This is a genomic window from Coleofasciculus sp. E1-EBD-02, from assembly GCF_040218245.1.
GTDB lineage: Bacteria > Cyanobacteriota > Cyanobacteriia > Cyanobacteriales > Coleofasciculaceae > Coleofasciculus.
The window spans coordinates 1-11,121 of the sequence record NZ_JAVJQN010000119.1 but is presented as its reverse complement, the minus strand read 5'-3'; the positions used below and the strand labels follow the sequence as shown (position 1 = coordinate 11,121).

General features: G+C 45.2%; 12 protein-coding genes. 5 read left to right on the top strand and 7 right to left on the bottom strand.

The window, feature by feature from the left end:
* Window positions 1-1,492, top strand: a 1,492-nt coding sequence (locus tag RIC07_RS19425; RefSeq protein ID WP_446395957.1) for a 5'-methylthioadenosine/S-adenosylhomocysteine nucleosidase family protein, incomplete at its 5' end; no start/stop codon positions are given.
* A gap of 205 nt (window positions 1,493-1,697) precedes the next feature.
* On the opposite strand, the gene RIC07_RS19420 is transcribed toward RIC07_RS19425, so the two are convergent.
* From RIC07_RS19420 to RIC07_RS19405, 4 genes are all read right to left on the bottom strand, one after another.
* Window positions 1,698-2,018 (bottom strand): hypothetical protein, encoded by a 321-nt coding sequence (locus RIC07_RS19420; protein ID WP_446395956.1) that lies wholly within the window; start codon window positions 2,016-2,018, stop codon window positions 1,698-1,700.
* Window positions 2,015-2,515, bottom strand: coding sequence for a papain-like cysteine protease family protein (locus tag RIC07_RS19415; RefSeq protein WP_446395955.1), 501 nt, complete (start codon window positions 2,513-2,515; stop codon window positions 2,015-2,017). The genes RIC07_RS19420 and RIC07_RS19415 overlap by 4 nt, the downstream gene beginning before the upstream one ends.
* A gap of 130 nt (window positions 2,516-2,645) precedes the next feature.
* Window positions 2,646-3,398, bottom strand: a complete 753-nt coding sequence (locus RIC07_RS19410; RefSeq protein ID WP_446395954.1) for a Uma2 family endonuclease — start codon at window positions 3,396-3,398, stop codon at window positions 2,646-2,648.
* Between the two features lie 620 nt (window positions 3,399-4,018).
* Window positions 4,019-5,413: an efflux RND transporter periplasmic adaptor subunit gene (locus RIC07_RS19405; protein ID WP_446395953.1), complete on the bottom strand. Its 1,395-nt coding sequence runs from the start codon at window positions 5,411-5,413 to the stop codon at window positions 4,019-4,021.
* An 86-nt stretch (window positions 5,414-5,499) separates the two neighbouring features.
* On the opposite strand from RIC07_RS19405, the gene tadA reads away from it, so the two are divergent.
* Complete coding sequence (gene tadA / locus RIC07_RS19400; protein WP_446395952.1) at window positions 5,500-6,060, top strand: tRNA adenosine(34) deaminase TadA; 561 nt, start codon at window positions 5,500-5,502, stop codon at window positions 6,058-6,060.
* A gap of 46 nt (window positions 6,061-6,106) precedes the next feature.
* Entirely contained in the window at window positions 6,107-6,868 is a 762-nt protein-coding gene (locus tag RIC07_RS19395) for a lysophospholipid acyltransferase family protein (protein WP_446395958.1), read from the top strand.
* On the opposite strand, the gene RIC07_RS19390 is transcribed toward RIC07_RS19395, so the two are convergent.
* Both RIC07_RS19390 and RIC07_RS19385 read right to left on the bottom strand, forming a co-directional pair.
* Complete coding sequence (locus RIC07_RS19390; protein ID WP_446395951.1) at window positions 6,865-7,158, bottom strand: two-partner secretion domain-containing protein; 294 nt, start codon at window positions 7,156-7,158, stop codon at window positions 6,865-6,867. The two genes, RIC07_RS19395 and RIC07_RS19390, sit on opposite strands and share 4 nt — an antisense overlap.
* Window positions 7,159-7,314: 156 nt before the next feature.
* Complete coding sequence (locus tag RIC07_RS19385) at window positions 7,315-8,700, bottom strand: tetratricopeptide repeat protein (RefSeq protein WP_446395950.1); 1,386 nt, start codon at window positions 8,698-8,700, stop codon at window positions 7,315-7,317.
* A gap of 11 nt (window positions 8,701-8,711) precedes the next feature.
* On the opposite strand from RIC07_RS19385, the gene RIC07_RS19380 reads away from it, so the two are divergent.
* Window positions 8,712-9,194, top strand: a complete 483-nt coding sequence (locus RIC07_RS19380; RefSeq protein WP_446395949.1) for a gamma-glutamyltransferase — start codon at window positions 8,712-8,714, stop codon at window positions 9,192-9,194.
* On the opposite strand, the gene RIC07_RS19375 is transcribed toward RIC07_RS19380, so the two are convergent.
* Window positions 9,082-9,345 (bottom strand): CHASE2 domain-containing protein, encoded by a 264-nt coding sequence (locus RIC07_RS19375; RefSeq protein ID WP_446395948.1) that lies wholly within the window; start codon window positions 9,343-9,345, stop codon window positions 9,082-9,084. The two genes, RIC07_RS19380 and RIC07_RS19375, sit on opposite strands and share 113 nt — an antisense overlap.
* A 239-nt stretch (window positions 9,346-9,584) precedes the next feature.
* Here RIC07_RS19375 and RIC07_RS19370 point away from each other — a divergent pair, with 239 nt between their 5' ends.
* The gene (locus tag RIC07_RS19370; RefSeq protein ID WP_446395947.1) at window positions 9,585-11,045 is read left to right on the top strand and encodes a RecQ family ATP-dependent DNA helicase; all 1,461 of its coding nucleotides are present in this window, start codon (window positions 9,585-9,587) and stop codon (window positions 11,043-11,045) included.
* The last annotated feature ends 76 nt before the right edge of the window (window positions 11,046-11,121 follow it).

Here is an 11,121-nt window from a genome sequence, read left to right as displayed (position 1 = left end):
TTTCCAGCCGAACGTTATCCTATTCGTTGGGGTAGCAGGTGGACTCAAGGATGTCAAACTTGGTGATGTGGTAGCCGCAACGAAAGTTTATGGGTACGAGTCGGGAAAAGTTGTCGAAACTTTCCAGCCAAGACCTAATGTCAGCCAAGTCAGCTATCGTATGGAACAGCGAGCTAGGGCTGAGGCGAGAAAGGAAGAGTGGTTACAGAGGATTCAAGGTTCTAGTTCGGACTTGGAACCGAAAGCTTGGGTTGGAGCTATAGCCGCAGGCGACAAAGTAGTGGCTTCAACCCGTTCTGAAGTTTACCAGCAACTACGTCAAAATTATGGTGATGCGCTAGCAGTAGAGATGGAGAGCCACGGTGTTCTTAAAGCTCTCCGCGCCAACCCGGAAATCAATGCGTTAATTATTCGTGGTATCTCAGATATGATTGAGGGAAAGGGCAATGCCGATGATGCTGGATTTCAAAAAATTGCTGCACAAAATGCTAGTGCTTTTGCTTTTGAAATCTTAGCGAAGCTTAAGATCAATCCTGGAATGGTTCAGACTACTAACAACTTACCCAAAACTACTGAAGAAATTATTAAGCTAGTTGAACAATATCTATCTGAGCCTAATCGCTACATATTCTTGAATAACCTAGTGGTACAAGAAGCTAAAGCTTTAGCTGAGGTGATGCAGGGGGAACTTGAAGCTTGCCCTTGGGTGCTATCAAAACAAAATCAGTCACAGTGCCAGCAATGTATTGAATACTTGGAAGCCAAAACTGAACGCTTCGTGCGAATCTTAGCAACAATTGTTTATTATGACCAAAATGGACAATTCATTACTCCGATAGCCAAGGCTTTCAGAATCTTAGCGAAACAATCTGTACCTCTTAACACCACTTTTACAGATGCAAGCCGCTTTGTTCGACTTTATCCATTGGCACTAGCAATATATACAGTATTTATTGTTGGAGTTCAAGAACAAAGAGATAAACTACTGAGAACTATTTTGACAATTCAGTGGAATCGACAATCTAACTCACTTCCTAACTTACCTATTGTTTATGTCTTAAGCTACCTTGACGGCTACTCTCGCTCAATATTTGAAGCTGCACTTAGTAGTCGTTACTTTGCACCTGTTGCTGAACGAATTAAAAGAATTTTAATTCCCTGGATTGAGGAGCTTTTACTTGATTCAGATGCTGCTTTTTATCAAGGAGAATTTGTATTAGGATTAGCTGATATTGAAGCTCCTCCCTACTTATCAGAGGAACAATACCTCTCTTTACAAGGGCTTTACCTATATTATTCTCAAGCACGTCCCATTCTTACAGCCTTTGTACGTGATTACTCTCAGTGGCTTATCAATTTGTATCCTTCTATAGAAGAACTGCTCAACATTTTTGATGCAACAGCTTTGAAACTAGATAGAGCGGAAGTTGGTCGTATGTATGGCTTTTGTAGAGGAGCGATCCCTGCTTTTAGGGGTGAGGTGTGGTACTAGAGCAAACGCCTACTGACTATAGCATTATCCTGGAAAATCAAAGGATGAATCATCACACGCGATCGCTCCCCTACACCCCCCGCTTTCCCTGCTATTTACCTTAAGTTGACACGGACAAGGCATTGCCGTGTCCCTACAATATGTGATGTTTGTGCCTAAATCTGATGACATAGAACATTGTCCTAAGAAATTCAACAATCAAGCCTCAAACCCGCTCCCTTTGGCAGAAATTACTTTGCCGTTCCATCGCTGCTTCTGGAGTATAAAAATTACCCACATTCACAGGTAATTCCACGATTTTACCCTGCTCAAATTGCCCAACTAAGTCCCCTACTTTAGCTGATATATGTTGATTGAACCTAAAAAACTTACAGAAATTAATATCTCCACCAATAACCGTAAATGATTCTTGTTCAGGATGCTCAACCGTAAAAGTAAATTGCTGGCGATTATCACCAATCACCATCAGAACTTTAAATTCATTTGTTCCTTCTACAGGCTGAATTGAAAGTAAACTTGTCTTCATACGTTTTTCTCCAAGTAAACGCCTCGTGTATTCCAATAATTCAAAAATTCTGCTTCCTCCATTTTATATCGAGTGCCATTCCAAGGGTCTCGAATCCGTAATCTTCCAGCTTCATCAAACCCATCAACAATCACCAGATGAGCGATAGGATTGCCAAATTCTTTCATTTCTGCTGCCCACGAACCTTTCACACTTAATCTCTTCAGGAGAGTTGGCATTTCTGCTAGCTCAACCCCAAAATTACCACCACGCCATATTCCAATATTACTGGGAGCCAGTTGATTCAGGGTAAGAGCTAGATATCTTACATCTACAGGTACTCCAGTCTCAGCCGCGATCGCTGACTGGGTAATATCATTAATTCCCCACTCTTTAAGTAGCATTTCACCACAAGCTGGAGCGCAGGATAGATTATCTTGCTGTAGCACAACAGTTGAGTCAAATACTTCATCAATGATTCGCCAACTTCCACCCGCAGCACCCGAAAGTTCTTGCATCGATAATCTGACCCTAAAGATTATGAATGGTACTGAAATTTTGGCTGCTGGGCAATGCCCACCCTACGAGGTAAGACTTTCAACCCGTTTTAACGGGTTTAAGCTTTGAGCCAGAACTTTAGTTCATGGCTTAAATCTTTTCAACCTCATCCGGATCAATTCCCATTTCTCGTAGGCGTTCAGCCACTTGTTCGGCTCGTTGTTGAGCTTGTTCAGCTTGCTGTTGAGCCTGTTCAGCTTGTTGTTGAGCTTGTGCCGCTTCTTCTTCAGGAGTGAGTAACAACTCTCCCGCTAATGTCGCCCAACGCAGCCAGGTTGTTTGAATGTCTTTATAGGAACCTTGCCAACGCACTAACGCTAAACCTAATACTTGGCTGACAAATCGTCCTTGTTCATCCAAATTCATGGGTTGATACATACCACCTTGTAAACTAAATCCAGCCCAATCTTCTGAATCAAAAGGATTGTACCAAAAATATTCCGGGACTCTCACTTTATCTTGGTAAATTTGTTTCTTTTCGGTTTTATCTTTGGTGGCTGTACTATCAGAAATTAACTCAATCACAACATCCGGTGCTTTGCCTTCATCCCACACAACCCAACTGAGTCGTTCACCTTTGGGAACTCCCAACACGACAAAGACATCAGGACCGCGAAAGTCTTGGTTTTTGATTTGAGCCGCACTGAAATAGAGGAACATATTACCGCCAACATAGCCATCCTCTCGTTGAGCCAACCACGCGACGAGAGTATCCCTAAGTATTTGCATTTGCAGAAAATGTCGCTGAGTTTCCATGGGAATATCGTCATCACAGGGTAAGTCATACTGGGTTGGCGGTAAAGCTAAATCAACAGGAGCCGATTCAATCGTGGTTTGAGACATGGTTTTTTCTTAGATTGCGCCTATTTTCTTAACTGTAACGCCTGTGATCAGGCTATTTGAGAGATTGAGGAGAAAACCTATTTAGATTAGGTTGTGTTTTTAAACAAGTTGTGTTAATTAAATAGCCCCGACATCTGCCCGAAGCCCGGAGTTCAAACTCCGGGCTAATAGCTCAAGTCCACTTTAGTGGACTAATATAGCAGTACCATCGTTTCAGGTGTTTTTATCGGACATGATATCAATAGGGTCTGCTGAATAAGTGGCTCGCCCGGAGTTCAAACTCCGGGCTAATAGCTCAAGTCCACTTTAGTGGACTAATATAGAAGTACCATCGTTTCAAGTGTTTTTATCGGACATGATATCAATAGGGTCTGCTGAATAAGGCTCGCCCGGAGTTCAAACTCCGGGCTAATAGCTCAAGTCCACTTTAGTGGACTAATATAGAAGTACCATCGTTTCAAGTGTTTTTATCGGACATGATATCAATACTCCCGTTAGAAATTAGTCCGCGTAGGCGGACTTTGTTTGTGTAGCAGCGATTTCAATCGCCGTGGTTTATGGGGTTACTCTCCGAGAAGGCTTCGTCTACATTCCTAAACCCAACCTAAAAAGAGCCTTCTCTAACTTGCTGATAAAATACTCAAGCGCACTGTATCGCCATCCTTTAACGGCGCATCACTGCGAACCACAAACCGTTCCCCTGGCTTTAAACCGGATACAATAGCCACTCTACCCTTAGCGCGATCGCTAATTTCTACTTGACGGGCTTTAACTTTAGACTCACCCCCATTTTCCACCACGACAAATACGGTTTCTTTCCCTGAGGTTTTAGTCGTTTTCGCCGTCTGAGTCTCTCCACGCCCCGACTCTCCGCCAACCTCTAACGCTGTTTGCGGAACAACGACTTGGGCTTGGGTATTTGGGGTGAAGCTAACTCGGGCTAAAAGTCCACTCCCAATTTGACGATTCGGGTTGGGAATCGTCACTTCTACAGGGATTTGTAAGGCTTCACTATCCGCCGCTGGCGAAATTCGGGTCACTTTTCCGGCAAAGGATTCATGGGTAAGGGCGTCTAACTGCACCGTTACCGATTGTCCCACCTGAATATCCGCTAATTCTCGATCTGAAACCCGAACTTCTACTTTTACCTGAGAGAAATCCCCTAACTTCAACAATTCACTTCCTGGTGTGACTAAATTCCCCGGTTCAGTGATTCGTTCTAATACCACACCGTTAATCGGGGAGGCGAGTAACGCATAGGATTGACGTTCTTTATTTTCAGCCAAAATAGCTTGCTGCGCCTTAACTCTCTCTTGTGCAGCAGCAACGGCTTGTTGTTCGGTGCGAATTTGTTTGAGGGTGGCTTGCAGGTTTTGTTGGGCGGTGGCGGCGGCGGTTTGGGCTAATTCGGCTTCTTGTCGAGAAATTGCGCCTTCTTGCGCCAGGTTTTGTAACCGTGTTGCATCAACTTTAGCTTGCTGCAATTCTAACCGGGCTTGTTCTGCCCTGGCTTGGGCATTTCCTACCTGGGTTTGGGCGCGGGCGACTTCTGACTTGAGGGCGGCGAGTTCAGCTTGGGCTTCCGTTACAGCTATTTGTAATAAAGCGTCGTCAATCTGGGCTAAAATTTGTCCTTGTTGCACCCGATCGCCAATATCAACCGCTAGATTCAACACCCGCCCTTCGATTTGAGATCGCAGCGAGATATCCCGCAGGGGTTGAGTGTTACCTTTATATTCTATGGGTTCGATCACCCATCCCGTTTCTGCGATCGCGACGTTTACGGCTGTACTGGTTTTCTCTTCTGCACCAGGGGGTTTGGGTTGCGCCCCAGCTTCTGTCTTGGGATTAATCCCACATCCAGTGAGAGATGGTACGAGTAAAATAATCCACAGCACCAGAAAACCCAAATAGTTAGGGCTGGCTGAATAAGTATTGTGGTGAGGGGAAGCATGTAGAGACGCGCCATGGCGCGTCTGGGAAGCTGGGGGAACCGCAGACGCTGAATGACTCAATTGATTCTGAGAGTATACGCTTTTAGTTCCCATTAGGGTAAAGTCGCCAAGGGGTGTTTTAAAGTTTCTTCATATATCTACTCTAAATGTTACCGCCTATTAATCACGTTGCCTATCAAAAGCATCGCCACTGGATGAACAGGTCCCTCGCGATCGCAAAATCGGCGGGGGAAGTGGGGGAAGTCCCTGTTGGTGCAGTAATTATTGATAATCAGGATAACCTCATCGCCACCGGCGAAAATCGGCGAGAACGCGATCGCGATCCTACCGCCCACGCAGAAATCCTCGCCCTACGTGCCGCCGGACAAGCCTTAAACACCTGGCATTTAAACACCTGCACCCTTTATGTCACCTTAGAACCCTGCGCCATGTGTGCTGGGGCGATTATCTTGGCGCGGCTGGGTTTGCTGGTGTATGGCGCCGATGATCCCAAAACGGGCACAATCCGCACTGTTGCCAATAGTCCTGATAGCGCTTACTCCAACCATCGCTTACCCGTCTTGGCTGGGATTATGGAAACCGAATGTCGAGAGTATCTGAAATCCTGGTTTGCCCAACGACGCCAGCGCGATCGACAATCAACGCTTAACCATGACATTAACAGAACTGTCCCTTCAGTAGACGACAGGGGTAGTCAGACCTCATAAGGTAAGAGTGGAGAGTCGAAACACACCAAAAACCGAATCCCTTATGATGCAACTCCAATCCCGTGAACAGAACCAAACCCCCTCCAACTTGGACAAGCCTGATTCAAAGACGGTCAATTCCGCCAAAATAGTTCCCGTCAACTCCAGTGTATCCCCTTTGTTAACCTCCATCCTCTATCCCTTGGGTCGCCGTATCCTCATGCCTATTTATTTTGGGCGGCTGCAAGTGAGGGGACAAGACAACATTCCCAAAACGGGTCCAGTTATCTTAGCACCCACCCATCGATCGCGTTGGGATGGGTTAACCATGGCTTATGCCGCTGGGAAACCTGTCACAGGACGGGATTTGCGGTTTATGGTGTCGCAAGATGAAATGAAAGGATTACAAGGCTGGTTTATCCGCCGCATGGGTGGGTTTCCGGTGAATACGAAACAACCGGGAATCAGCAGTATCCGCCACAGTGTTGAACTCCTGCGTCGTGGCGAAGCCCTAGTTATGTTTCCCGAAGGTAATATTTTTCGCCATGGTGAGGTTAATCCACTTAAACCCGGTATGGCGAGAATTGCCCTGCAAGCCGAATCTAATCAACCGGGTTTGGGATTAAAAATTGTACCCGTTAGCATCCGTTATAGCGAACCTGTTCCTCAGCGAGGTTCTGATATTGACATTCAGATTGGATCGGCTTTAGATGTCGCCAAGTATTGCAGTCAGTCGGCGAAAAAAGGTGCTCAACAGCTTACCACAGATTTGGAAATGGCACTCAAACAAGTTGATCAAAACCAAGAATTCGTAAAAGAAGCTGTTTAAGCTAATGTTCCCAGAATCTGAGAGGGATTGGTTCCGGTGACGCGGCTGATGATGGTTTCAATTCCGGTGGCTGGGGTAAAATAGGCGGCGTTTCCGGGATTGGTGTTAAAGTCAGTAAAGCTGTGAAAGAGGTTGGTGCCGATGGGGGTGCCGCCAGTGATGGTGAGTTGGTTGGATTCTGGGTTAACTTGGGAGTTGATGGGTAAGCTGGAATCGGGGATAATTTGGGCGTGGCTAGGGGGGGTTAGTAGTGCCAGTAGGGTGAGGATATTTGCTGGATTCCATTTCATGACTCACACGATTCAGGATTGGTAAACAAGTTTCACCCTGTCTGTTCATCCGTAATTCTATAATAATATTCATCTGAATTGCGCGAATACGGTTTGAGGTTACGGGATGCAATCGCACTTCATTCTATAACTTATTATTTATATCTAGTCTTTATCCTAATCTATCCCGATTTCTTGTCTAATGGCTTGAGACTCCTCAAAGAATTCTCTGGCTTTCTGTTCTTGTCCCAGAGCGCGGTAAGTTAATCCTAAATTGTAGAGGGATTTAAATTCACCAAATTTATCACCAATTTCTTGAAAAATAGATAAAGATTCTTGATTAAATTCTACGGCTTTATCGTATTGATTAATTTGGATATAAGCCATTCCTAAATTACCAAGGATTTGAGCTTCGCCTCGTCTATCACCAATTTCTTGAAAGATAGATAATGACTGCTGATAAAATTCAATGGCTTTCTCGTATTCAGAATTTTTGGCATAAATTATTCCCAAACCCATGAGGGAATTTGCCAAACCTTTTATATCACCAATTTCTTGAAAAATAGACAATGACTGCTGATAGAAATCAATTGATTTATCGTACTGAGAGAGATTGCTGTAAGCTACTCCCAAATTGACGAGAACACCAGCCACACCTTGTCTGTTGCCAATTTGCTGATAGAGAGTTAAAGATTGTTGAAAAAAATCAATCGATTTTTCATACTGAGAGAGATTGCTGTAAGCAAGTCCCAAATTATTGAGGGAACGAGCTATACCTCTTTTATCCCCAATTTCTTGATAGATAGGCAAAGATTGTTGAAAAAAATCAATGGCTTTATCATGTTGGGATAAATGTTGATGAATAAGTCCTAAATTGTTGATCGAATTGGCTCGCCCCCGGTTGTTTCCAAGTTCTTGGAAAATTGATAAGGCTTGCTGAATAAGTTCAATGGCTTTATCATAGTGAGACAGGTTTATATAAGATAATCCTAAATTTAGAAGGCAGTTCGCTTCACCTAGCTTATAGTCAATGTCCTGAAAAATTGACAAAGCTTGCTGATAAAAATTAATTGCTTTTTGGTGTTGGGAGAGAGCATCATAACTATTTGCCAAACTCACAAAGGAACCAGCGACACCTTGTCTATCACCAATGTCCTGATAAATTGATAAAGCCTGCTGATAAAATTCAATCGCTTTCTCGTACTGAGAGAGATTGTCGTAAGCTATTCCCAAACTCACTATGGAGTTAGCGACACCTTGTTCATCGCTAATTTCTTGATAAATCGATAAAGATGTTTGCCAAGACTCAATCGCTTCCCGAATTTGACCCCTTTGCAATTGCTGAGTTCCCTGCTGTAATAGTCTATCGGCTTCAGTCTTTGAGGTATTCTGGGTTTGGGCGAATACGGGTGAGACAGTCAAGGGATTGATTCGGGGAGGTAAGGTAACGGTTAATCCGACAAGGGTGACAACCGTTAGGGTAAGTTGGGAAAATAGGCGAGTTCGAGTCATAGTAACGGATAGTAGTTCGGTTTCCGGTTTAATATCGGGCTTACTGGGCATTCAGTCATGCCATGAAACTCACACGCAAAAAGAAAATCCTGCTATTGATTATCGCATCCATGGTTGCAGCGATTGGATTGGATATGGCGATCGCACGCAGCCTCTATCATCCGTTAGATTATCTATATGGGATACTCAGTTGGACGAGTTGTCGGCTGTTTCCCTCTTATCCCCAACAGACGGAAGCGGTACAGGGGGAACGGGGGATGGTGGTGACGGCGCATCAGGAAGCGTCGCGGGTGGGACAAGAAATTTTACTATCGGGGGGAAATGCGATTGATGCAGCGGTGGGGGTGGGGTATGCTTTAGCCGTGGTTCATCCCTGTTGTGGGAATATTGGCGGGGGTGGGTTTATGGTGATTCAGCCAGCCGATGGGGAGGCTAGTTTGCTGAATGTTCCACGGTCAGACGTTCCACCGGAACGTCTCTACGAGTTTCCCCATAATTCACCGGAACATCGCGAAACAAACTTAACCCCACCACCACGGGATTAAGAGTCAGAATCTGACTCAGTACCTGTGCCAAAAGGCGATCGCTTATCGGATAATGGTCTAAGTCCTGGATATCCGCCTCGGTTATCCCTACAATCACTATATAATCGCTATAGGCGGCGAGAAACGCTTCCGGACTAACCTTTATTGACATACAAAACAACCATTAACCTTAAAAAATAATTAAGCTTTATTGCTCTTATTTTTAGAAGAGTTTTAACAAAAACTTTAAGCCAACTTGATAAAATTAGTTGGAAACAGTCTTATGCTAGGGTAGTAATTGACTAGAGAACCCGAAACTATTGTTCCCTTAGTCAGTAAAAATTAACGTTTAAAGACAAACAAGTATCAGGTTCAGATATCTACACCTGTCCCTAACCTCTCTGCATACCCATGAGCATGACCGAAACCACATCCTGGAACGATGTCCGCATCGCCTTTAAAAAAATATGGGGATATGATAATTTCCGTCCGCCTCAAGGTGAGATTATTCGGAGTATTTTGGAAGGGCGAGATGCACTGATTGTGTTACCCACAGGTGGGGGGAAATCAATTTGTTTTCAACTTCCCGCCCTCTTACAAACCGGATTAACCTTGGTGGTTTCCCCATTAGTTGCTTTAATGGAAAATCAAGTACAAGAATTACGCGATCGCAACTTACCCGCCGCCCTGTTACATAGTCAATTAACCCCGCAACAACGCCGAAAAACCCTGCAAGCCCTAGAAAACCAGGAACTCCGATTACTCTACCTCTCTCCAGAAACCCTATTAAGTGCGCCTGTCTGGGAACGACTCTCTCAGCCCCATCTAAAAATTAATGGATTAATTCTCGATGAGGCACATTGTCTGGTTCAATGGGGTGATACCTTTCGACCTGCATATCGACGCCTAGGGGCAGTACGACCCACCCTACTCAAGTCTAAGCCACCGGGCAGCCAAATCCCGATCGCAGCATTTACGGCGACGGCTGATCCCAGCGCCCAAGACACCATCAGCCAGGTGTTGCAATTACAACACCCCCAAGCCTTTTTAATCAGTCCCTATCGCCAAAACCTCAACCTAGACGTGCAAATCGTCTGGACACCACGGGGACGCCGCCAGAAGATGTTACGCTTCATCCAAGCCAGAAATCGGCAATCGGGGTTAGTTTATGTCCGTTCGCGGCGAGATGGCGAGGAATTAGCCCAATGGTTTAGGGAACGGGGATATGCGACAACCGCCTACCACGCCGGGTTAAGTTCCCAAGAACGGCGAGAGATTGAACAGAGTTGGCTGAGTGGCAAAACTCAATTTGTAGTGTGTACCTGCGCCTTTGGGATGGGCATCAATAAGCCCAATGTGCGGTGGGTGGTACATTTTCAGCCCCCCCAATTATTATCAGAATATATCCAAGAAGTCGGTCGGGGTGGACGCGATGGTAAACCCGCAGATGCGCTGACGTTGATCAGTGAGCCAACAGGGTGGTTAAATTCAGAGGATAAGCAAAAGCGTCAATTTTTTGTTGATCAGATGCGATCGCAATACCAAGATGCCCAGCGTTTAGTCAAAAAGCTACCCGAACAGGGAAATGTAGCCGCTGTCAGCCAACAATTTCGCCAGGGAGAGGTTGCATTAGCCCTGCTGCACAGTGCAGAACAATTGGAATGGCAAGATCCCTTTCATTATCACAAACACCCATCCCCCGATTCCCGCGCTTTGGCGAACTTAAGTTCCCATCAAGTCCAAGTACAGAAATTGATGACACAATACTTGACAACCCGTCAATGTCGTTGGCAGTTTTTATTAAAGGCGTTTGGGTTTAAAAAGGAGGCGATGGGATTAAAATGTGGACATTGTGATAATTGTCGGAAATAAGGTGATGGGGAAGCGGCGGGAGCAGGGGAAGCAGGGGAAGCAGGGGAAGCAGGGGAAGCAGGGGAAGCAGGGGAAG

Coding starts and splice junctions, on each gene's coding strand:
- RIC07_RS19410 (WP_446395954.1), bottom strand. CDS start 3,398: ATGTCTCAAACCACGATTGAATCGGCTCCTGTTGATTTAGCTTTACCG.
- RIC07_RS19375 (WP_446395948.1), bottom strand. CDS start 9,345: ATGTCAATAAAGGTTAGTCCGGAAGCGTTTCTCGCCGCCTATAGCGAT.
- RIC07_RS19415 (WP_446395955.1), bottom strand. CDS start 2,515: ATGCAAGAACTTTCGGGTGCTGCGGGTGGAAGTTGGCGAATCATTGAT.
- RIC07_RS19385 (WP_446395950.1), bottom strand. CDS start 8,700: ATGCCCAGTAAGCCCGATATTAAACCGGAAACCGAACTACTATCCGTT.
- RIC07_RS19420 (WP_446395956.1), bottom strand. CDS start 2,018: ATGAAGACAAGTTTACTTTCAATTCAGCCTGTAGAAGGAACAAATGAA.
- RIC07_RS19395 (WP_446395958.1), top strand. CDS start 6,107: ATGCAACTCCAATCCCGTGAACAGAACCAAACCCCCTCCAACTTGGAC.
- RIC07_RS19390 (WP_446395951.1), bottom strand. CDS start 7,158: ATGAAATGGAATCCAGCAAATATCCTCACCCTACTGGCACTACTAACC.
- RIC07_RS19380 (WP_446395949.1), top strand. CDS start 8,712: ATGAAACTCACACGCAAAAAGAAAATCCTGCTATTGATTATCGCATCC.
- tadA (WP_446395952.1), top strand. CDS start 5,500: ATGTTACCGCCTATTAATCACGTTGCCTATCAAAAGCATCGCCACTGG.
- RIC07_RS19370 (WP_446395947.1), top strand. CDS start 9,585: ATGAGCATGACCGAAACCACATCCTGGAACGATGTCCGCATCGCCTTT.